Source organism: Microcoleus sp. FACHB-672 (assembly GCF_014695725.1).
Classification (GTDB): domain Bacteria; phylum Cyanobacteriota; class Cyanobacteriia; order Cyanobacteriales; family Oscillatoriaceae; genus FACHB-68.
In genome coordinates this window covers 22,264-42,848 of sequence record NZ_JACJOU010000015.1, presented here as the reverse complement: position 1 = coordinate 42,848, position 20,585 = coordinate 22,264, and the positions used below count along the sequence as shown (strand labels likewise).

The 20,585-nt window shown below is 44.9% G+C and carries 20 protein-coding genes; 11 read left to right on the top strand and 9 right to left on the bottom strand.

Annotation, left to right across the window (positions count from 1 at the left end):
• Nucleotides 1-21: 21 nt before the first annotated feature.
• The 4 genes from smc to H6F56_RS10130 form a co-directional block, all read right to left on the bottom strand.
• Nucleotides 22-3,684, bottom strand: a complete 3,663-nt coding sequence (gene smc / locus H6F56_RS10145; protein ID WP_190667457.1) for a chromosome segregation protein SMC — start codon at nucleotides 3,682-3,684, stop codon at nucleotides 22-24.
• Between the two features lie 535 nt (nucleotides 3,685-4,219).
• Nucleotides 4,220-5,806, bottom strand: coding sequence for a DUF262 domain-containing protein (locus H6F56_RS10140; protein WP_190667455.1), 1,587 nt, complete (start codon nucleotides 5,804-5,806; stop codon nucleotides 4,220-4,222).
• Nucleotides 5,807-6,197: 391 nt separating this feature from the next.
• Complete coding sequence (locus H6F56_RS10135) at nucleotides 6,198-6,623, bottom strand: hypothetical protein (RefSeq protein WP_190667453.1); 426 nt, start codon at nucleotides 6,621-6,623, stop codon at nucleotides 6,198-6,200.
• Nucleotides 6,610-6,834 (bottom strand): hypothetical protein, encoded by a 225-nt coding sequence (locus H6F56_RS10130; RefSeq protein WP_199312720.1) that lies wholly within the window; start codon nucleotides 6,832-6,834, stop codon nucleotides 6,610-6,612. Before H6F56_RS10130 ends, H6F56_RS10135 begins: the two co-directional genes overlap by 14 nt.
• 188 nt (nucleotides 6,835-7,022) lie before the next feature.
• Between H6F56_RS10130 and H6F56_RS10125 the strand changes: the two genes are divergently transcribed.
• Together H6F56_RS10125 and H6F56_RS10120 are read left to right on the top strand one after the other, a co-directional pair.
• On the top strand, nucleotides 7,023-7,832 hold the full coding sequence (locus H6F56_RS10125) for a class I SAM-dependent methyltransferase (protein ID WP_190667451.1): 810 nt from the start codon (nucleotides 7,023-7,025) through the stop codon (nucleotides 7,830-7,832).
• Between the two features lie 218 nt (nucleotides 7,833-8,050).
• Nucleotides 8,051-8,650 carry a hypothetical protein gene (locus H6F56_RS10120; protein WP_190667449.1) on the top strand — a complete coding sequence of 200 codons (600 nt, stop codon included), beginning with the start codon at nucleotides 8,051-8,053 and terminating at the stop codon, nucleotides 8,648-8,650.
• A gap of 148 nt (nucleotides 8,651-8,798) precedes the next feature.
• Here H6F56_RS10120 and H6F56_RS10115 read toward each other — a convergent pair whose 3' ends face one another.
• Nucleotides 8,799-9,227, bottom strand: coding sequence for a hypothetical protein (locus H6F56_RS10115; protein WP_242031944.1), 429 nt, complete (start codon nucleotides 9,225-9,227; stop codon nucleotides 8,799-8,801).
• Between the two features lie 512 nt (nucleotides 9,228-9,739).
• Here H6F56_RS10115 and H6F56_RS10110 point away from each other — a divergent pair.
• Nucleotides 9,740-10,465, top strand: a complete 726-nt coding sequence (locus H6F56_RS10110) for a hypothetical protein (protein ID WP_190667447.1) — start codon at nucleotides 9,740-9,742, stop codon at nucleotides 10,463-10,465.
• An 87-nt stretch (nucleotides 10,466-10,552) separates the two neighbouring features.
• On the opposite strand, the gene H6F56_RS10105 is transcribed toward H6F56_RS10110, so the two are convergent.
• Nucleotides 10,553-10,948, bottom strand: coding sequence for a hypothetical protein (locus H6F56_RS10105; protein WP_190667445.1), 396 nt, complete (start codon nucleotides 10,946-10,948; stop codon nucleotides 10,553-10,555).
• 461 nt (nucleotides 10,949-11,409) lie between these two features.
• On the opposite strand from H6F56_RS10105, the gene H6F56_RS10100 reads away from it, so the two are divergent.
• The 7 genes from H6F56_RS10100 to H6F56_RS10070 all read left to right on the top strand — a co-directional run bounded on the left by H6F56_RS10100 (nucleotide 11,410) and on the right by H6F56_RS10070 (nucleotide 18,391).
• Nucleotides 11,410-11,967, top strand: coding sequence for a 1,2-dihydroxy-3-keto-5-methylthiopentene dioxygenase (locus tag H6F56_RS10100; protein ID WP_190667443.1), 558 nt, complete (start codon nucleotides 11,410-11,412; stop codon nucleotides 11,965-11,967).
• A gap of 57 nt (nucleotides 11,968-12,024) precedes the next feature.
• Nucleotides 12,025-13,185, top strand: a complete 1,161-nt coding sequence (locus H6F56_RS10095; protein ID WP_190667441.1) for a RuBisCO large subunit C-terminal-like domain-containing protein — start codon at nucleotides 12,025-12,027, stop codon at nucleotides 13,183-13,185.
• The gene (locus H6F56_RS10090) at nucleotides 13,142-14,059 is read left to right on the top strand and encodes an endonuclease/exonuclease/phosphatase family protein (protein ID WP_190667438.1); all 918 of its coding nucleotides are present in this window, start codon (nucleotides 13,142-13,144) and stop codon (nucleotides 14,057-14,059) included. Before H6F56_RS10095 ends, H6F56_RS10090 begins: the two co-directional genes overlap by 44 nt.
• A gap of 135 nt (nucleotides 14,060-14,194) precedes the next feature.
• A complete protein-coding gene (locus tag H6F56_RS10085) occupies nucleotides 14,195-14,830 on the top strand; it encodes an HAD-IB family phosphatase (RefSeq protein ID WP_190667436.1) in 636 nt (211 codons plus the stop codon).
• Nucleotides 14,831-14,891: 61 nt separating this feature from the next.
• Complete coding sequence (locus H6F56_RS10080; RefSeq protein ID WP_190667435.1) at nucleotides 14,892-16,508, top strand: WG repeat-containing protein; 1,617 nt, start codon at nucleotides 14,892-14,894, stop codon at nucleotides 16,506-16,508.
• Between the two features lie 111 nt (nucleotides 16,509-16,619).
• Nucleotides 16,620-17,249 carry a methylthioribulose 1-phosphate dehydratase gene (mtnB, locus tag H6F56_RS10075; protein ID WP_190667433.1) on the top strand — a complete coding sequence of 210 codons (630 nt, stop codon included), beginning with the start codon at nucleotides 16,620-16,622 and terminating at the stop codon, nucleotides 17,247-17,249.
• Nucleotides 17,250-17,350: 101 nt separating this feature from the next.
• Nucleotides 17,351-18,391 (top strand): patatin-like phospholipase family protein, encoded by a 1,041-nt coding sequence (locus H6F56_RS10070; protein ID WP_190667431.1) that lies wholly within the window; start codon nucleotides 17,351-17,353, stop codon nucleotides 18,389-18,391.
• 61 nt (nucleotides 18,392-18,452) lie between these two features.
• Here the strand turns inward: H6F56_RS10070 and H6F56_RS10065 are convergent, their stop codons facing one another.
• From H6F56_RS10065 to H6F56_RS10055, 3 genes are all read right to left on the bottom strand, one after another.
• On the bottom strand, nucleotides 18,453-19,139 hold the full coding sequence (locus tag H6F56_RS10065) for a PD-(D/E)XK nuclease family protein (protein ID WP_190667429.1): 687 nt from the start codon (nucleotides 19,137-19,139) through the stop codon (nucleotides 18,453-18,455).
• Nucleotides 19,140-19,538: 399 nt separating this feature from the next.
• Nucleotides 19,539-19,781, bottom strand: a complete 243-nt coding sequence (locus tag H6F56_RS10060) for a hypothetical protein (protein WP_190667427.1) — start codon at nucleotides 19,779-19,781, stop codon at nucleotides 19,539-19,541.
• Between the two features lie 35 nt (nucleotides 19,782-19,816).
• A complete protein-coding gene (locus tag H6F56_RS10055) occupies nucleotides 19,817-20,188 on the bottom strand; it encodes a hypothetical protein (RefSeq protein WP_309236492.1) in 372 nt (123 codons plus the stop codon).
• A 172-nt stretch (nucleotides 20,189-20,360) separates the two neighbouring features.
• Here H6F56_RS10055 and H6F56_RS10050 point away from each other — a divergent pair, with 172 nt between their 5' ends.
• The gene (locus H6F56_RS10050) at nucleotides 20,361-20,555 is read left to right on the top strand and encodes a hypothetical protein (RefSeq protein WP_190668226.1); all 195 of its coding nucleotides are present in this window, start codon (nucleotides 20,361-20,363) and stop codon (nucleotides 20,553-20,555) included.
• Nucleotides 20,556-20,585: the final 30 nt, after the last annotated feature.

Genomic DNA, 20,585 nt, shown 5'->3' with positions numbered 1-20,585 from the left:
TACATAGTAGCTGTAAAAAAATCACACAGATGCACTTTTAGACTGTAGGTTCAGTCCAATCACTTGCGTGTAGGCTCCCCTGGCCTGCGTAACACCAATGGTACGCTCAGAAGATTCAATCATAGGCCGGCGGAGACTGACGACAATAAATTGCGCCTGTTGTGCTTGTTGTTTGATCATTTTAGCTAATCGCTCTACATTTGCTCCATCTAAGAACATATCAACTTCATCAAAAGCATAGAACGGAGACGGACGGTAGCGTTGCAGGGCAAAGATAAAGCTGAGGGCGGTGAGAGATTTTTCTCCCCCAGACATGGATGCGAGGCGCTGCACCGGCTTCCCTTTGGGATGAGCGACGAGATTCAGGCCGGCACTGAACGGATCTTCGGGATCATCCAGTTGCAGGTAGCCATCCCCGTCTGAAAGTTCGGCAAAAATCGTCTGAAAGTTTTCGTTAACGGCGTCAAAGGCTTCTTTAAACGCACGCAGTCGCAGGGTTGTGAAGTTTTCAATCCGCAACAGCAGTTCCGTACGTTCGCCTTCCAATGTTGCCAATTTCTGACTTAATTCATCCAGACGGGTTTGGGTGCGCTCATATTCTTCTAGCGCCAGCATATTCACCGGCTCCATTGCTTGCAAGCGTTTTTGCAGGGAACGCACGTCTTGCTGTAAGGCAGAAAGGTCTTTGGCATCGACTTTTTCCGGGATTGCCGGCAGGGGATCGGGCAATTCCGCCTGTTTCGCCTGCAATTCTTCATGCAGGGTTTCCAGTTTTTCCCGACGCGCTTGCTGATTTTCCAGATGTTTTTGCAGCTGCCAGTCCCGCTGTTGTTTAGCTAAATGCCGCTCTCGTAGTTGAGATTCTGCCTGATCCCGCGCCTGTTTCTCTTCCCCTAACTTTTCTTCTAACAAAGCCAGTGATGCTTTTGTCTGGACAATTTGCTGCTGTAGTGCTAAGTGTTGAGTGGTGAGTGCTGAGTTTTGCTGTTGCTGAGTTGAGCGCTGGGAGTTATATTCTTCCAGCCGTTGGTGGCTTTCTTGAATTTTCTCTTCTATACGCTGGCGCTGATTTTCCAAGTCTTGCAGTGTTTGTTCAACTAAGCGCACGGCTTTTAGACAGTCATTCACTTTGACTTCTTGAGCGCGGATGCTGACTTGGATTTGCTGCCATTCGCTATGAGTTTGCGATTGTTCGAGTTCGGTTAAGGCTTGCCGGTGTTGTTGCAGCTGGGCTTCTTGCGCCGGCAACTCCACTTCTAAGATATACAGTCGGCCTTGAGCATCGGATAGCTCTTGGTTATTTTTAACCAGTTGTAAGCGCAATTGCTCTTGTTGCGCGGTTAAATTTTTGATTTCTGTTTGAGTTTGCTCAGCTTTTAACTGGCTTTCCCGCTGCTGCTGTTTAGCTTCTATTAGCTCCTGATTTCGCGCTTTTACGGCTGCGGTGGCTTGGGTAATCGCTGCCGTGCAGCGTTCTAAAATTTGCTCAATTTCTTGCAAACGGGAGCGTAAGGCGGGGATTTCGCCGGATTCGGTGGCGGTGCCGGTGCCAAAGTGCAAGCGTGAACCGGCACTGCCGCTGCTACCGCCGGTCATTGCGCCGGTGCTTTCGAGGATATCGCCTTCGAGCGTAACGATGCGAATCTGGCCGAGATAGCGACGGCCATTATCTAAAATATCGAAAACGGCGGTATTTCCGAAAACATAAGCAAAAACGTCGTCATAGCGGGGATCGCAGTCAATTAAATTGATCGCATAGTCAATAAATCCCAAGGCTTGGTTTAACTGATTCAGCGGGGAAAACCGGCCCGGACGAATTTTATTCAGGGGTAAGAAGGTGGCACGACCGGCTCGTTTTTGTTTGAGCAGTGCAATCGCGGCGGCGGCAACGCTATCATCTTCTACGACTAAATTTCCCAAACGCCCCCCAGCAGCGGTTTCCAAGGCTAACTGAAAGCGGGGTTCAGTGCGTCCCAACTGGGCAACTGAACCACATACGCCTCGGATGCCGGCGGCGGTAATCACTTGACTGGCACCCGTGCCGGTGGCTTCTTGCATGGCTTGGGCTTGGGCTTCCAGTTTATCAAGCTGGCGCTGTTTTTCCCGCTGTTCGCCTAGCAGGCGCTTTTGGGTTTCTTGCTGGATTTGCAGTTCTTGTTCAGCGGCGGCAACAGCCTGGGTTAAGAATTCAACCTGCTGCTGGGATACGGGATGGCGCGTTTGTTGGTTATCTGCGAGATGAGCTTGTTTGCCGGCAAGTTCAACCTCCAAGGTTTGCAAAGATTGGCTTTGCTCTTGGAGTTGGCGTTCTAGCTGATCGGCACGTTCCCGCAGTTTCGCTTGTTCGGTGCGCTGGGGATTAAGGCTTTGCTGGAGGGTTTCAATCTGCCGGTGCAGTTCCGTTTGCTGTTGCACCCAGGCTTCGGAGGCGTCGGCGCTTGTTTCAGATTTTACTCGCAGCTCGTTGAGGGTTTGCTGGGCTTGATCCCGTTCTTGTTGCCGGCTGGCGAGGGCTTTTGTCTCTAGAAGATGCTGTTGGGTGAGTTGTTCGAGGGTTTGCCGGTATTCTTTGACTTTTTTCTCGGTTTGTGAAAGGTAATTTTCTGTTTCCCGTTGGGCGGTTTCCAGTTCTTGCCGGCGGTTTTGCAGTTGCCGGTTTTCCGCTTCCTGACTGGCTAGGGTAGATTGCACCGAGAGGAGTTCTTCTTCTCCCAAGGCTTTGACGCAAGCGTTAAGCCGGTCGAGTTCAGCCGTTGCCTGAGAAATTTCTTCTGTAAGGGTGCTAATTTGGGCTGTAAGGTCGTTGCAAGTACGCTCACCGGCTTCGATATGTTCTCGAAGTTGCCACTCCTGCTGTTGCAACTGACGCCACACCAGGACAATTTCTAATTGTTCTTTTTCGTGGAGTTCTACCCGCAGCTTTTGGTATTTTTCCGCTTTGCTGCGATCCGATGCCAAGCGATCTCGCTGGGCGATCAGTTCTTTTTCGACAATACGGCTACGTTCTTCGTGTTCTTTAACTTCGTCTAACTTTTCTTTGGCAAGAACTATTTTTCGATCAAAAGCTGCGACGCCGGCGAGTTCGTCAATAATCTCTCGCCGTTCACGGGGGTTCATGGAAATGATGCTGGTGACATCCCCCTGGAGTACGACGTTGTAGCCTTCTGGATAAATTCGCAGCCGGTTCAGTTGTTCGTGCAGTTCCGTGAGGGTGCAGGGGCTGCCGTTAATGTAGTAGTTGGAAGTGTAGGTGCCCTGTTTGGTAACGCGAAGTTTGCGCGTCACACTCCACTCACTGCTAGAAGGGGGAGAGGGGAGTGCCGGTGGGGGCGTTTCTTCGGGTTCGGCGCTTTTTCCATTGCCATTTTCCGTTTCTCCCCAGAATTCTTGATCCTCTTTTTCTTCTAGGAAAGCCGGTTCATCGGTGAGATCGAAGGTGACAGTGACGCTGGCTTCGATTGTGCCACGAGGGTTTTGCGTATTGTTGACCAAATCGGGCAAACGTTCCGCCCGCATTCCTTTGGAGGTAGAAAGTCCGAGGGCAAACAACAGCGCATCGAGAATATTTGATTTGCCCGATCCATTGGGTCCCGAAACGACGGTAAACACCGGCAGCAGCGGAATCGCTGTTGTGCCGCCAAAGGATTTAAAGTTGGTGAGTTCGAGACGCTTGATGTGAACCATTTTGGCTGGGTGGCCAGGTTGTGAGCGAGACTTAAAGGATTATTAATTAGTTTAACGATGCTGTATAGGTTAGCACGGTCTTTATGGGGAGCGAAGAGGGTTTGAGCCGGCTGCCGGTTGCCGGTGTCGGGGTTTGTCGCATCTGAACCAGCCCAAAAGCTCAGCCTTTGGCTATTGTCCACTTTTATTTCAAGAGAACTTTTGCGATTAGCCTGGTTAAGTTTCGGGCCGGTTTGCGAGGTGCTATTGACAAGGTGCTGTTGAAGTCGCTGCAAGATCTAAGGTTTAGCCGAATTGGTATAGATATGAATCCTGAAATGCTTCATCAAGCTAGAGAAAAGGTTAAAGCAGCCGGCTTACAAAACATCGAATTAACTAAGCAAATGCGGCATCCCTAAGCTTTAGACATAGGGGTTTTAATGCCATTTTCTGCTCTGATCTACTTGTACTTTTGATTAACATTCCTGCCAGTTTGCAACAGTGGGATTTCAAAAAAATGTATGAACGGATAGCTAGATTAAAAGAACTTTACAAACTAAACAATTTGGGACAATTCTTTTGCTTTTTGCAGTAGCAATTCAGCTCTTAATCCTAGAAAGCTATCGTAGTCATCTGTGAACGCATTGGTAGGGCAAAAATGTGTTGCTATTATTTTATGGAAAGTTTGCGAATCAGCAGGCATTAATGTGCGGTATTGGCTAGGTGGTTTATTTTTGATTTTATTGTTGTCCGCTCTGGCAAGCAATGAAAAGTTTGCTAAACAATTGATTTGCTCATCCTTATACCTGTTCAACTTTTCTAAGTAATCTTTGGGGAAAATATGATGGAACTCCTTTCGATTACCTTGGGATAAAACATCTTCCAAAGATATCTTCGTACCTGAAATAAAATTTAACGGTTTTTCTTGTGCTAAAAGGAGAATAAAGGTTTTTGTTGCAACTGAACCCATCCGGAAGGAGTTTTCGAGAAAGAAGCGAGTTTCTAAAGACACGTCAAAGTTTTCAAGTTTATGAGGTTTGCCAGCCTTAAGATTTTGTACTTCTGCCAAATCTACATCGGTACTCTTAGCTCCTCCCCTTGCATATCTTTGAGAAAAACAGGCACGCCAAAACCATCTCTTGATAGCTTGATATTGCTCGTGAGGTACAGGCGGTGGCTGTTTCTGTGACGACGCGAAGAACGATGATAAAACGGCTAATATGTTTTCCATTGGTAAAAGCTTAAGAGAAAAAACATTTAGCTCATCCTTCAAAAAGTCAATAGCCCTAAATATGCCTGTATGAATTTCATCAAATTTTTCTCTAACGGCACTACCAGGAAGTTCCAAAAAATCTTCTGGATCTGCACTATTCATTACTACCGCAGAGCAGCATTTTAAAAGTAGATCTGAGCCAACCTGTTTAAAGCCGAATGGTTCCAATTCTTCAGCAAGATCTCTAAACTTCTCTTGCAAGTCAAAATCTTCACTCCAGTTCCACACAGATAAAAGCTGAAAAGTATCTAATTCGACCCCTTGCCGATTGATCCTCTCAAAAACGGTTGCAACATATTTTCGTTCTTCATTTTCAAACCGTTCTACAGGAATCCGAGCCGTGTTAAATCTATCAACTAGATCGTCTATCTGTTGTGCTATAATCTCATCTAATTTTCTAGTTACTTGTCTATATTTAGGAGCGTCAAAAACATATTTTAGTGGAAAAAACTTTGTAGGATCATAATTTGTATAATCTTCCAAATATTGAAACGGAACAGATTCTTTGCTATTTAATTCAAAGAACAGATGAGTCCAATCAGTCTTTTCACCATCTTCAGCAGTAAGAGAATTTTGAAATATTCCAAAAATAGAAGTGATCCTCTGTTGTCCATCTAGTACATAATCTATTGGATATTCTGGATCATTATCATGGAGTTTATAAGGGCCTAGATTCCTTTCAGTTCTTAAAGGGTTCCTAGTTCTCCAAAGTAATACAGAGCCAAAAGGAAAACCTTTATAAATACTGTCGATGAAGTAGGAAACTCGACTAGGTTCCCAAACAAAACCTCGTTGAAAAGACGGAATTCTAATCCTTCCTCTTTCCAAATCATTGATTAATTCTTTAATAGAGCGGTAAGTGTCAGCCATAGAGAGTTAATGTGAAGCTAGCTTGATATTTATAGCATAGCGACATCCCAATCCTCAACCTCCTCCAGCTCACCCAACTCCTACAAAGCTAACTCACCAAAACCAACCTCGACCAAACCCTCCAACTCCTCTGAACTGTCGGCAGCGTACTTCGATAACCGTGATAGCCCTGCCGCCGACATCTATCGGCAACTCATCAAAAACTCCACTGCCCTAAATCCACAGAAGGCAAACCACGCACCCTCCCAGAACTCAAAATTGACTTCGACGCTACAATCTGCCTGATTGCCGGCACACACCATCTCACTATTCCCACCTTCTCACTCCAACCCCACCTGATTCAAGCGATTATGACTTGCCTGCAACGCAATATTTTAGAAGCTTGATAATCTCAACTATCTCTAAACTTAGGACACACTTCAAACGCCAACTGTGAACGATAAAAACAGACATCAAACTCCATAAAAAAGTTTAACTGACCTAAAATAATAGGCGGATCGTTAGAGTTCGCCCAAGCAAAAGCTAAACGAACAGGTGGAAAATCGCTAAGTAGTCCAAAAAGAGCCAAACCCCTTGCTTCCACTGGTGCAAGATTACCTGCTAACGGAATAGAAAGCGTTTGTTCCTCCCAAACTGCTGCTAACGCTAAACCAACATAGTACGGTAAAACATTAAGGCTCGATCCCGTATCCAACAAGCCAACAACTTCCGAAACACAATCCCGATAGTTTAAAGTTATAGGTACGCAGGGAAAAACATTAGCTTCTCCTGCTTGATTCTTTCGTTCGATAAAAGGAAATCGTTTAGCATTTCGCATTTTCTGTCGTTTCTTCTTGTTCTAATAAGCTCATTAATTTCTGAGCAGCGTCACCATAATCATAAGGCGACCAAGCACGATAAACAGCGGCATTATCTAAGGACTTTAAACCTTCTTCTTTCGTTAATTCAGCGGTTAAAAACTGCATCACTTCAACCTTCTCAGCATGGGATAACTGGCGAAGTTGAGCCAATAATTCAGGATTTGACATAAAACAACCTTGAATTCATTTTTCCATCTTACTACTACCCCAAGGATTCCACCAAACTCTCCAACTCCTCTGAAGTGCCGGCAGCTTGCTTCGATAGCCCCTCCGTATCTACCGTCTGCCTGCTCACCGGCTCACTCCACATTGAAGTAATATAGCGATACTCACAATGATTGCCACTTCAAAGAGTTATGGATGCTTATCAGCAGTTGATAATAGAACTTTACAATTCTAGAACTGTCTATGATCGGGAGGAAGGGACTCGTCATCCACTAGAAGCCAAACTTCTACTTGAATCTGTGCCGATTCAGAAGGGGCAGAAAATCCTTGATGTTGCGACTGGAACAGGTTTAGTTGCGATTCCTGCTGCTGAGAAAGTTGGTTCAGAGGGTTATGTCATTGGCATAGATATGACCCCTGGAATGCTTCATCAAGCTAGAGAAAAGGTTGAAGCTGCCAGCTTGCAAAACATCGAACTAATTGAGGCAGATGCGGAATCTATAAACTTTAGTGATAGTAGTTTTGATGTCATCTTTTGCTGTGAGGCACTTGTCCTTTTTACTGACATCCCTGCGAGTTTGCAAAAGTGGTATCGATTCCTTAAACCAGGAGGGTTTGTTGCATTTACCTCTCCGCCAGAAACGGCTTATCTGGCAGATGTTTATAAAAATATCTGCGCTAGAGTTTTGGGTGTATCGCTGCCACACATCCTCGAACCACTTGGCACTCCTGAAAAATGTCAAAATTTGCTACAGCAAGCAGGTTTTAGAGACATCCAAATTAAAATTGAGCCATCAGGCCGGCATCGTAGTTTTAGTGATGACAAATTATCGTGGAAGCTAATTAATTTAAGCTTTAAAGGCCATCCACTGCTGTATAAACTGTCACCCGAACAAATAGAGCGCTTCCAAGTTGAATATAGCGCCGCAATTCAAAAACTCGCAACGAATCAAGGAGTCTGGGAAGATACGACAAAATTCTTTGTTCGCGCTCAAAAGTAGGATGATAGGTGCGGCATTGTCTGTTTGTAATGATAGCCGGCATGACCTTTAAAAAGAAATATTATAAAAAATCCAATCCAAATAAAAAACAGCTTTGTAGCTCAGCTTTATTTCAATAAAAATAAAAATAGGTTAATTTGAGAGGCAAACCATCCCTGTTACTTAATGCCATATACGAATCTATTAAAATTGAGAAACTTGGAAGAATAAACAAAACCATGAGTGAACTGAAAACAGATATAAATGATTTGCAGAACCCTAGACAAGGACTGCTGGGAATCTGGGACTTAATTGTTGGGCCTGGTATGCCCGTACCAGAGATATTGTTAGGGCTAATTCCTTCCCTTCTAGCTGCGGTTGCCGTGCCCCTTTATGCAGTTCTAAATGAAATCGGATGGAATGTAGTGCAACTGATTATCGCTGCGATCATTGCTTTCGATCTAGTGGGCGGGGCGATAATCAACGTTACCCAAACGACTAAGCATTGGCACCATAAGCCAGAACACGGGTTTAAATATCACTTCTTATTTATCGCATTCCATCTTCACCCAGCAGTCATCGCCTGGTTATATTCAGGGGGAGATTGGGCATACTTTTTGTTTGCCTACAGTTACCTGATTATCGCAGCAACTATCATCCTTCTCTCGCCCCTCTCCCTCCAGCGTGCAGAATCAATTTTGTTGTATATGGGTGGCATTGTGCTGAACAACTATGTGCTAGCAAGAATTCCTGGCATGGAGTGGTTTCTTCCTATCTACTTCCTAAAGTTGCTGGTTTGTTATTTACCGCAAGAACCTATCAGCTTATCCAATCGCTAAACCAAATTGGCAAGGCATCGCAGAGACTTTTTTTCTGCTTAAGCGAATCGTGTCCTAGAGTGTGCCCAAACAGAATCACCCGCCTGGAATTTCATGCGAGGCGGGTGATAGCGTTATTGTGAGAAATAAATTAGACAGAATTTTTAATTTAGATCAGACCTTGACCCTTCGGACGGTCATCACGATCCATTGTCAGCTTCCCGTCTTCGTCTTGGTTGGCGTCTTTGAGTTCTTGAGCGTGTTCTCTTTTGAGGGCTTCCTCTTTTTCGCGCAAGTCACCAGGTTCGTTGATGTACATTTCCGGTTCAATGGCAAAGTTATCAACCAAACCTTCTTTGTCTACTGAGTAGCCGGCGGTGGTGTTGATGCTCTCTGGATCGGTTTGATCGTCAGTTACGGCGGTTTGGTCGTTTTCTTTGGAAGGAGTGTGTCTGAAGGTATCATGCTCCCGTTCTTCGCGGGCAGCGACTTCAGCCGGGATCAGTCCTCTATCGTAGTGGGGGGTTGTTGAAGGACTATCGATTAAAGGATTCTCATTAGCTTCATGCTTAGAAACTGGCTTTTTTTCTATTGTCATATCTCTGTCCTCAAGCAATTTCATTTTCATTGATATTAATAAACTTAACCTTGGGATCGCTAACAGGTAAACTACCTTTGGGTGTAGATTGTGATTGATTGCTGTTGTTGAAACCTATGTTGAAACCTATCTCAGCAAAATTATATGGCCTTGTCTGTTTTCAATAAAATCGAGTGCTATGTAACGCTGAAGTAGAAGAAGATGAATTCTAAAAGCGGACAGGGCCGTTACCTGACACTTCACAGAACTTTCGCCTAAAATAAACTTGGGAAGACTCAACAGTTGCCGAAGCCCTATTCAGGAAGCTATCATTTTTTGCTAGTACAAAGTATTAACTTGTATCCATCTTAAGATAGATATTATTAAAATATCGTCTCTATCTAAAGGTTGTAAAGTTTTGTTGCCAGAGACAGGGTGAGATTATAGAGATTGGCATAGAAGCTGAATGCTAGAGTTCGGCTCAAGCTACAATAACGCCGTTGCCTCAATAAGTATCAGTAAAAGTTTTATTTATGCTTTACTTTCTCTTTGCGGCTGGGCTAGCCATTGTGCATCTTTTCTCAGGCCGGCTGCGTTTTCTTGATAGCATTCCTCGCCATCGCTGGCTTTCGTTTGCCGGCGGCGCTTCTGTGGCTTATGTTTTTGTTCATATTTTCCCCGAACTTAGCGAGGGACAACATACAGTTGAAAAGACAAATATTTTTATCCTTGGCTTTTTAGAACACCATGTTTACCTCATCGCTTTGTTAGGATTTGCCGTATTTTACGGGTTGGAACAACTGGCAATAGTGTCACGCCGGCAGAATCTGGAAGAAGGAAACGCAGATGTGACAAGTCAAGAAGTATTTTGGCTGCATATTGGTTCCTTTGCTGCTTATAACGCTTTAATTGGATACCTGGTTGTTCACCGCGAAGAACCGGGCTGGCTTAGCCTTTTCTTCTTTTTTATGGCGATGGCTTTGCATTTTCTGGTGAACGATCACAGCCTGCGGCAACATCACAAATCCACCTACGATAAATTGGGTCGTTGGGTGTTAGCATCTGCAATTCTTGTGGGGTGGGTAATGGGCGTGGCTATTCCCATTCACAAACCTGCACTGGCGGTGCTTTTTGCTTTTTTAGCCGGCGGAATTATTCTCAATGTCATTAAAGAAGAATTGCCAGAACAACGTCAAAGCAAGTTTTGGGCGTTTGCTTTGGGTGCAGTTGGCTATGCGGTGTTGCTGGTTTTCAGTTAATTACTGTTAAGAATTCAGTGGTTAATTGGCGTTATTCAAATCAAATTTTTACAAGTTCATTTTATTGGGCTTAACCTTGGGTTCACTTTAAATTTTTAAAAGTTCATCTTCTTTTGCAGAACGCCCTATGACTGTTAAAAAATCGGTTTCCTTCTTGATCTCTTCGATAAATTCTTGAAGACCCAAGATTGATTGAATGTTGCCGGTTTTAATGGCGAGTGCAATCCCTGGAGTGACTTGCACTCGAATTTGAATGTTTGGTCGGTAAACTTGCAAGGGGTTATCTTTCGCTTGTGCTATACAATTTTGTATGGCAATTCTCGCTTGCGGCGACTTAAAGTATTTCTCTACAACAGCACGCGGGAGATGAAGCGGTTTTACGTCACAACCGATTACTCCTGACATATGAACGCCCAGCACTATCATGCTTTCATCATTATTGACGTTTTGCGTTCTTTTTTTCATTAATTTAAAAGACTGCATGATTGTAAAAATATACTCCTAAAAAAGATGTCTACTAAAGGCTAGGGAATGAGCATTACCTGAAAACAGACTTAAAGGACTTTGTTTCCCCCAGCACTGCTCACTAGGACGTTCAGTTCAGTTATCTTGTGCCGCTTTACATCAAAGTTGCTTTTAAAGATACCGATTGTATTGTATCCAAAATCCTCTTAAAGAGTCTGGTTTTTTCTGGGATAAATAAGCTGAAGAGGCGGCCAAGTTTGCTGCTTGCTTTACAGGTGCCGGCCACATCGCGCTGCGCTACAGTCCAAAATCGATATTCTTAAGAATTGTGAAGCGGTGGTTGCCGCACTTGATTTAAACCCAGGGCCGGCTAACAATGACAGCATCTAAACTCGATAAACCAGGGGAATTTTTGATACAGTTGTCAGTGTTCCGCTCAGCCCACTGAGCTTATCTGTATAACTAACCGGAGGTGCGCTATGGCCATTCTGCAACTCGAAAATGGCACCCAACTCACGGATCTGATTGAGATTACCGCTGAATTAGCGCCTTTAAATATTAAGCTCAGCCGGTGGCCGGTGGGGGAAAATCCCGAAACTCGTGCCCTGCTTGCCAAAGATGCGCTGAGTGATGCCGAAAAAGAGCAAGTGCTGCAAGACCTTGATAGCTATTTCGAGGAACTTCAACGCACCGATGGCTATCAATCTCGCGACCTGATTGTACTGCATCCAGAGATCCCCAATCTGGACACCTTGCTGTCTAAATTCAAGCCTTGCCACACTCACGCGGATGACGAAGTGCGCTATATCATCGCCGGCGAAGGGGTGTTTGGGTTTGTGCGCCCGGATGGGAGTCAAGTGGAACTAACCGTGCAGCCGGAAGAGTATATCAACGTACCTGCCGGCACCGAACACTGGTTTTATCTCACAGAGGGACGCCGCATTAAAGCAGTGCGCTACTTCATCGGCAAGGAGGGATGGACACCAGAGTACACCGGCACTGAAATTCGCCTCCGTCCTTTGGCGGCTGTCAGTTAATCCCTATCACTCCCACAACTACGAAGACAGTCACACCTGATCCCTGACAATTGACCGATGACGATTGAAGTAGACTACCGTTTTCCTCCCGGCGTTGATGCCTCACGACAAGCCAAAATGATTGCAGTTGGGCAAACTGTCGGCACTTGGGATGCCCGTTTTGCCCACCGTGAAGAGTCGCTGCGTTCGCATTTAGCTGAAGTTGTTGCCGTCAGTAGCGAAGCGACTGGGCACAGTTTGGCGACAATCCGTTTTCCCGTGGCGAATGTCGAGAACGACATCCCCAGTCTGCTGACGATGATTTTCGGGAAATATTCGATGGCAGGTGCGGCAAAAGTCGTGGCGCTACGGCTGCCAGAGGGTTATGGCACACTTCCCAAGTTGGGGATCACCGGCATTCGGGAACGTCTGGGTGTGACGGATCGGCCTTTAATTATGGCCATTTTTAAACCGGCCCTGGGTCTTTCTGCCGCAGATCATGCCGCGATTTTAAAAGAGGTTGCCGGTGCCGGTCTCGATATTATTAAAGATGATGAAATCATGGGCGACTTGGCCGGCGCACCCACTTTGGAACGCTTGCAGGCTTGCCGCAAAGTGCTGGATGCGGTGAAGCAAGAAACCGGGCGTACCGTGCTTTATGCGGTGAACGTTACGGGCAAAAATCCGGTAGAAATGGCAAAACGTCTCGTGGCAGAAGGGGCAAATGCCCTGCTGCTGAACGTGCTTTCCTACGGCTTTTCAGTCTTGCAACAACTGGCATCTGATCCAGAAATTGACGTGCCGGTTTTTGTTCATCCAGCCCTTGCCGGTGCCCTATGCGCCGCCCCTGAACATGGCATGGCGTACTCCGTGGTGTTGGGGACGCTAATGGCTTATGCCGGGGCGGATGCGGTGCTCTATCCCGCCCACTATGGCAGTTTGCCCTTTGATGCGGGGGAGGAAGCCCAAATTCGGGATATTTTGCGTGTTCGTAATGTTTTTCCCGTTCCCTCTGCCGGCATCCATCCCGGAATTGTCCCAAAAGCGTTGGCAGATTATGGGCAGCAGGTAATTCTTAATGCCGGTACGGGGATCATGGATCACCCAGATGGGGCAGCGGCTGGGGTTCAAGCTTTCTTTGAAGCGCTGGAATGGTTAGATGCCGATAAAGCTTTTGAGGTGGAGTCTTTACCAAATGGCCCGTTGCGCCGTGCTGTTGAAAAGTGGGGCGCAACCTGAGCGAATGAAGTTAAGGTTGGGAAAAGAACTAACCCCACAAAAATTTAATCGGAAAAAACGGTCTTGGGTGGATGATGTCGATGCCGGCGTTAATATTACCGCTACTCAATTAACGCTGGTTACTTATAATGTTTGGTTTTCAGAATATTACCGCAAAAAACGTTGCGAAGCTTTACTGCAAATTATACATGATTGCGATGCAGATGTCATCAGTTTGCAAGAAGTTACACCCAGCTTTTTGAAAATTCTTTTACAGCAAGAATGGGTGAGAAATAGTTACTATATTTCTGATGCTATAGGAGTGACAGTTACTCCCTACGGGGTGTTATTTCTGTCAAAAATTCCCATCAGCCGGTTATCTTTTTATAAATTACCTAGCTCCATGAACCGCACATTATTAATTTCTGAATTGTGTGTGAATGGAGAAGTTATTAAAATTGCAACCGTACATTTAGAAAGTCAAAAATCTTCAGCACCTCTCCGCGCCGAACAGCTTTCTTTAATTTTCCCCCTCATTCAAGATTCACCTCATGCTTTGCTCATGGGAGATTTTAACTTCTGTTCTTCTTGGAAAAGCGAAAACGATAATATAGATAGCAGCTACCAAGATATGTGGGCAACTTTGAGAACCGAAGAAGCCGGTTACACGGAAGATACAGATATTAATATCATGAGACTTGAGCGGAAAGGAAAAGAAAGAAAAGTCCGCTTTGATCGAATCTTTATCCGCTCAGATTCGCTCACTTGGCAGCCAGAGTCCATCGAAATGTTAGGAAAAACACCCATTTCTCCCAAACATCCAAAAGTCTTTCCTTCTGATCATTTCGGTTTAGCCGGCAGCCTCCTATCGCAATCATCCCCCATCAAAACTTAAAAACCTAGCCACCAAAAGAATAATCCATCTGCGTTTATCTGTGTGCATCTGTGGTTAATTTAAAAATCCATATTTTCCTAAATTTAACCCCCCAGTCTATGAGAAAATACAAAAAAAATCACACTACACAACAAAATGAAAAGAATCGTATTCTGTGACTTTGACGGCACCATCACCGCAGAAGAAACCTTTGTCGGAATGCTCAAGCACTTTACCCCCGAACTTTCCGCTCAACTCATGCCCGAAATGTATGCCTTGCGATTAACATTGCGAGAAGGCGTGCGTCAACTATTAGAATCTATCCCATCACGAAGATATCCCGAAATTATTGAATTCGCCCGCGCCAAAGCGCTGCGCCCAGGTTTAGTCGAATTACTTGATTTCTTGGATGCAGAAGAAGTGCCTTTTGTTGTCGTTTCCGGAGGAGTGCGGGGGATCGTACAAACGGTGCTTGAACCCCTGTTAAATCGCATCCATGCCATCTATGCTGTAGATGTGAAGACGAGCAGTGAATATCTGCAAGTGCACTCAGATTTTGAAGGAGAAACAGAGTTGCTGGCAAAGGTGCCGGTGATGGCGCAATATCAGGCTGATGAATTTGTAGCCATTGGAGATTCAGTTACAGATTTAAATATGGCAATGCAAGCATCTCTGGTTTTTGCGCGAGATCGTCTTGCAGACTATCTAGATGAGCGGCAAAAGCCTTATATTACCTGGAATGATTTTGTTGATATCCGGAAACAGTTGAGCAGCCGGTGGAAAAAAGTTTAAGTTTTAGAGAAATTTTAGAGATAAGCTTCAATGCCAAATCTGAATCCCCCCATCTAACCCTATGGAATCTTCTTTTTCTGACATTGAAAAGCACTGGGCGCAAGCGTGTATTTTCCAACTGCAAACGCTAAAAATAGCTGGTGGCTACCCAGATGGCAGCTTTCGCCCCGATGCAACCATTACCCGTGCAGAATTTGCTGTTTTGATGTGCAAAGCGTTCCCGAATATAGAAAAAAAACGCAACGCTATTACCTTTAAAGATTTGCCGGCAACTCACTGGGCTTACGAAGCGGTTAAAACGGCTTATGAAAAAGAATTTTTTACCGGCTATCCTGATGGAACGTTTCAGCCGGCGCGAAAACTGCAGCGAGTACAAGCATTGGTAATCTTAGCAAATGGGCTAAAATATACCGCCCCTGCAAATTCTTCGGAAATTCTCAAGAAATATTTTGAAGACGCGATGCAAATTCCCGACTACGCCATCAATGCAGTCGCAGCAGCAACCGCCGGACTTTTGGTTGTTAATTATCCTAATGTCAAACAGTTAAAACCCAATCAAGAGGCAACGAGAGGGGAAGTCGCCGCGATGCTTTCTCAGGCATTACGTCTCTCAAATGTAGTTCCTAAACACTATGTTGCCTGCAGCGAGTTATTTTCCATTCAGCCGCAATTTTATTGGGCAGCTTCCTTTTCCGAAGGACTAGCAATGGTAACAGTTGATACCAAATCTGGGTTTATTGATAAAATCGGCAACTTCATCATTCAACCCAAATTTGATCACGTCGGTTCCTTTTCTGAAGGGTTAGCGCCGGCAAAAATCGGCGAAAAATGGGGTTATATCGATAAAACCGGCAACTTCATCATTCAACCCCAATTTACTTCTGCCAGTTCCTTTGTTGATGGGTTAGCCCCTGCAAAAATCGGCGAAAAATGGGGTTATATCAACAAAACCGGCACCTTCGTTAGCCCGCAGCAATTTGATGCGGCTGATGCTTTCTCGGATGGGATGGCGCGAGTCAAAATTGGCGAAAAATACGGCTATATTAACACCACCGGCACCCTCGTCATTCAGCCCCAATTTAAAATCGCTTATTCCTTTTCCGAAGGGTTAGCCGCTGTCTACGCACCCCCAGAAAGAGAAGGCGCTCTTTCCCAGTGGGGGTATATTGATAAAACGGGAAACTTTGTTATTGAGCCACTCTATAGCTTTGCTTATCCTTTTTCCGACGGCTTAGCAAAGGTCGGCACCGGCTATCTTGATAAAACCGGAAACTTTGTCTTATCTCCCCAACAAGTTGAGGGTTTTCTCTCATTTTCAGAAGGGTTAGCCGCAGCGAGCGTGGGTGGAAAATGGGGTTATATGGACAAAACAGGAAAGCTCGTAATTCAGCCGCAATTTTATGGCGTAGACAATGCCGATGAAACTATAGCCGAACCTTTTTCAGAAGGGTTAGCGCTGGTAAGAATTGGCAACAAAGCCGGTTTTATTGATAAAACCGGCAAATTTGTATTTCAGCCGCAATTTGACAATGCTTATTCGTTTTCTGATGGCATGGCACTGGTCAACGTGGGCGGAAAATGGGAAACTGCTGTAGGATACGATTCCTCTGCCAATCCCGTCGTTGAAACCAATTTCCGGGGCGGCATTTGGGGCTATATTCGTAATCCCCTTAAGTAATAAAATCTTGTCTTTGTTGAGGGAGGAGCAGAATGAATATGAAACTTCTGTAAAAACTCTCTCTTCTCTGACTCAGCACTCAAGACTCATCAACTCACAACTATTATATCGATGAACACCGATCCAAGACAAAATTTAATTGCAGCAGCTAGCCATTTTTACACCCAAGGCTGGATGGTTGGCACCGCCGGCAACCTCTCGGCAAGGGTGCCCGATGGCAGCTTTTGGATTACCGCCAGTGGGCGCAATAAAGGGCATTTAACACCTAATGATTTTATCCGCATCGCACTCGATGGTACAGTGCTAGAGCAACCCCATCCTGACGCCCGCCCTTCTGCTGAAACAAGCATTCATGAAGCGATTTATGCCTGTTTTCCCAAAGCCCAAGCCTGCTATCATGTTCACTCAATTGAAGCAAATTTAATCTCTCGGATGAGCAATGATGAGGGGCTACCTTTGCCGACAATCGAAATGTTAAAAGGGCTGGGAATTTGGGAGGAAAATCCTAAAGTAACCGTGCCGATGTTTGAAAATCATTTCCAAGTGCCTGAAATTGCCGCTGACATTCGCACGCGTTTTCAGGTTGCGCCCCCACAAGTGCCGGTATTGCTCATCCGAGATCACGGAGTCACTGTTTGGGCTGATTCCCAAGCAACAGCTTACAATTATATTGAGCTGATAGAATATATTTTCCGCTATATGCTTGCAGCTCGAAAAATTGGCTTAAAGGAGCTTTTATGAGCTAATATTCGGCATATTTAAACATCTGTTACGGTAAAAACAAAAGGCATCCATTACCTGCTACTATAACAAAAAGCAGTTGCTAGGGAAGCTAAATAGCTATGTCAAAATACACCAGAATTCTTTCAATTGACGGGGGCGGAATTCGAGGGATTATACCAGGACAGGTTTTAGTAACACTGGAAGAAAAAATTAAGAATCGGACAGGCAATCCAGATGCAAGAATTGCTGATTATTTCGATTTAATTGCCGGCACCAGTACAGGGGGAATTTTAACCTGCATTTACTTGTTTCCTGATGAAAACAATCGACCTAGACCCAGATTTACTGCCCAAGAAGCAGTCAATATTTATCTACAGAGAGGAGGCGAAATTTTTAAAGCTCCGTTCTTTAAAAAATTGCAATCTTTAGCAGGAGTTACCGATGAAAAATACCCGTCGGAACCCTTGGAAAGATTGTTAAAAGACTATTTTAAGGATAAAAAACTGAGCGAATTACTCAAGCCGTGTTTAATTACTGCTTATGATATTGAAGCAAGAAGAAGTCGATTTTTTACTCAGCATGATGCCAAAAAAGATTTAGATCAAAATTATTTTGTTAGAGATGCAGCGCGAGCAACTTCTGCCGCGCCCACGTTTTTTGAAGTAGCAAAAATTACATCGCTTGCCTCTAAAAGCTATCCTTATATCGATGGAGGAGTTTTTGCAAATAACCCAACACTTTGTGCTTATGCCGAAGCTCGAACAAAATTACAGCGAAAACCGACACCGGAAGATTCATCCGAAGGGAATCCTACGGCAAAAGACATGGTGGTTTTATCCTTAGGAACGGGCGACATTAAAGAATCCTACACTTACGCTGAAGCAAAAGATTGGGGAAAAATTCAATGGGTCAGCCCAATTATTAATATTATTATGACGGGGGTCGCCGAAACCGTAGATTATCAATTAATCCAGGTTTTTGATAGCATCAAAAGCCCAGAACAATACCTGAGAATTAATACGGTTATTCAGGATAGTGATGCAATGGCAGAAATGGATAATGTGTCAGAGGAGAATTTGAAAAAGTTAAAAAGGAGAGGCGAGGAAACGGCTTTAGAGAATAGTGAAAAATTGGACAAATTTATCGATTTTCTGCTGTAGGTAAAAGAGTGGTTTTTAATTGGCGTAGCTGTAGGGAAAAAAGTAAATGTTTCCTACAGCTTTACCAGCCTTGACGCTGCCAAAAAGTTTTCACTCTTTCTTGCCACCGGCACCAAAAATCTGTCACGACTGCCGGCTCAAACCAAAACACCTCAGCCGGCATTTCAGGAATTGCCACCACTAACATTGCATGATTGATCTCAATCCCGGAATCTTTATAAGAATGATTCACTGCGCCGGCATAGGCGGCTAATTGGATCGGATAATCGTACAAACGCTCAATTGAACCTTTAGGATAATCGGCAGTTTTCCAGTCACAAACACAGGGAACACCGCGATAACTCGCAACACAATCTACCCTGCCGGCATATCGCAAATCGTAGTGAAAAATATTGCCTTCAACCAATCGCACATCTTCAATCTCTTGCAACACCGGCTCAACACTTTCCCAATAAGGTTTGATGCCCTCTGGACAGGTAACCTCCTCACCCAACAGATAGCGTTCAATGTGCTTGTGAGTGCCGGTTCCTCTGCGTCCCGCCGTTGAAGAAATGCGATAAGCTTCTTCCACACCCACACGCTGCTGCCACTGCGCCAGCCGGTCTCTATCTTCTTGAGGTTTCGTAGCACTCAGAATCGTCGTAACACTGGGTAAACGAACCCCTTGATCATCAATATAATATTGCTTCCCATACTCCCGTATTTGCTTAGCTTTGAGCCGGGGAAGTGGTTGAAAATTAGACGCCATTAGCAACTTTATTTTATCTACATATATTGTATCATTAATGAACCTTTTCTGCAAAAAAATATTAACTTTAGGCTCAGAAATGCCCTAGCTTAAATGAGTTAGAAGACTGTCTAATAAATTGGCTTTTCTGTTTCCCACGGTGTTTCTGCGAATTTCTCAACTTTCCGCTCATTTCCAAAAAATAGGTAAGGCTTAAATGCGATTGATATCGCATTCTGGCCACCTTAAAAATCTCCTAAGCCCTCAGCGAAAGCGCTTGTCTAAACCGCCAATTGTCCCCTAAAGGCTGGCCAATTTCAGGGCTGAACTTTGCTGCATTCCACTTAGCAACTCCTCTAACCTGAAACGTATTCAGAATATCATTTCACCTATGAAGCCGGCATTCTCATTACCTAGCTCTTAGTTAGATTTCAGCCGCTTAGTAATCTGACTGATAATGCCACTAAGAATCGCACCGCCCATCAAAATCCCGATGGCTGGAGTAAAAACCGGCTGCCAAAGCTTGTACCATAAATCGAGTCCTAGCGGAACCCCAGCCCCGCGCCCGATCACCGCAGCTGCCAGCCAAGCGAAGCTAAACAACACCAGGAAGACATCCGCCACTAAAAACAGATTTAGCCAATCAAGAAATTTATCTTTCATTACTTCTAACTGAAATTTCACACAAAAGAATTACTCTATGTGAGATGCCGACGTTGAAATGCCGGTGAAATCATCCCCCATGCCCATTTGAGCAGTCGAACCATACTTTGCGGATGGGAAATCGCCCATAAATTAATGCTCAGACAGGTCGCTGCAAGCCATAGCAGGATGTAGGTGGGAGCCATGACCACACCAATCATAAACCAAGTAATCACATGAAACACCATCACCAGAGCGGGAATGGCAGCAATGGCTGCCGCTTTCCACACCTGTGCTTTAGGGCGACGCAGGGCGGTTAAAACGATTGTAGCCAGGGTTGCCACCAGATTGGCCGGCACCAGAAACGCACAGATGCTGATGCAGTGATTGCGGGAGAATTCAGAAACGGTATTAAGGTCAAACATCATAGAAAACGATAAGCTAGGCTGTTAGTTTATCTGAAATCTCAACAAACCAATGGAAAATACTGATTTGCTAAATGCCATTGCTGGCGGTCTTGCTATCGTCATTGTAATTGGTGCGTTTCTAATGATGTTCACCAACGTGTGGACGACAAAGCGGTAAGAGGGGCATTGGGCATTGGGCATTGGGCATGGGGCATGGGGCATGGGGCATGGGGCATGGGGCATGGGACAAGGCTGCGCCAACCTAAAGGTAGGGGCGTGGGGCATAGGGCATGGGGTGTGGGACTTAACTCAGGAGTCAGAAACTCAGCATTCAGGTAAAGAAGCGGTAATACTGCCGCGACTGCCGGTGGCGATTCGATATTATTAGGGAGATTTAAACCTGTTAGCGTGACTGTAC

Coding starts and splice junctions, on each gene's coding strand:
- smc (WP_190667457.1), bottom strand. CDS start 3,684: ATGGTTCACATCAAGCGTCTCGAACTCACCAACTTTAAATCCTTTGGC.
- H6F56_RS10140 (WP_190667455.1), bottom strand. CDS start 5,806: ATGGCTGACACTTACCGCTCTATTAAAGAATTAATCAATGATTTGGAA.
- H6F56_RS10135 (WP_190667453.1), bottom strand. CDS start 6,623: ATGCGAAATGCTAAACGATTTCCTTTTATCGAACGAAAGAATCAAGCA.
- H6F56_RS10130 (WP_199312720.1), bottom strand. CDS start 6,834: ATGTCAAATCCTGAATTATTGGCTCAACTTCGCCAGTTATCCCATGCT.
- H6F56_RS10125 (WP_190667451.1), top strand. CDS start 7,023: ATGGATGCTTATCAGCAGTTGATAATAGAACTTTACAATTCTAGAACT.
- H6F56_RS10120 (WP_190667449.1), top strand. CDS start 8,051: ATGAGTGAACTGAAAACAGATATAAATGATTTGCAGAACCCTAGACAA.
- H6F56_RS10115 (WP_242031944.1), bottom strand. CDS start 9,227: ATGACAATAGAAAAAAAGCCAGTTTCTAAGCATGAAGCTAATGAGAAT.
- H6F56_RS10110 (WP_190667447.1), top strand. CDS start 9,740: ATGCTTTACTTTCTCTTTGCGGCTGGGCTAGCCATTGTGCATCTTTTC.
- H6F56_RS10105 (WP_190667445.1), bottom strand. CDS start 10,948: ATGCAGTCTTTTAAATTAATGAAAAAAAGAACGCAAAACGTCAATAAT.
- H6F56_RS10100 (WP_190667443.1), top strand. CDS start 11,410: ATGGCCATTCTGCAACTCGAAAATGGCACCCAACTCACGGATCTGATT.
- H6F56_RS10095 (WP_190667441.1), top strand. CDS start 12,025: ATGACGATTGAAGTAGACTACCGTTTTCCTCCCGGCGTTGATGCCTCA.
- H6F56_RS10090 (WP_190667438.1), top strand. CDS start 13,142: ATGGCCCGTTGCGCCGTGCTGTTGAAAAGTGGGGCGCAACCTGAGCGA.
- H6F56_RS10085 (WP_190667436.1), top strand. CDS start 14,195: ATGAAAAGAATCGTATTCTGTGACTTTGACGGCACCATCACCGCAGAA.
- H6F56_RS10080 (WP_190667435.1), top strand. CDS start 14,892: ATGGAATCTTCTTTTTCTGACATTGAAAAGCACTGGGCGCAAGCGTGT.
- mtnB (WP_190667433.1), top strand. CDS start 16,620: ATGAACACCGATCCAAGACAAAATTTAATTGCAGCAGCTAGCCATTTT.
- H6F56_RS10070 (WP_190667431.1), top strand. CDS start 17,351: ATGTCAAAATACACCAGAATTCTTTCAATTGACGGGGGCGGAATTCGA.
- H6F56_RS10065 (WP_190667429.1), bottom strand. CDS start 19,139: ATGGCGTCTAATTTTCAACCACTTCCCCGGCTCAAAGCTAAGCAAATA.
- H6F56_RS10060 (WP_190667427.1), bottom strand. CDS start 19,781: ATGAAAGATAAATTTCTTGATTGGCTAAATCTGTTTTTAGTGGCGGAT.
- H6F56_RS10055 (WP_309236492.1), bottom strand. CDS start 20,188: ATGATGTTTGACCTTAATACCGTTTCTGAATTCTCCCGCAATCACTGC.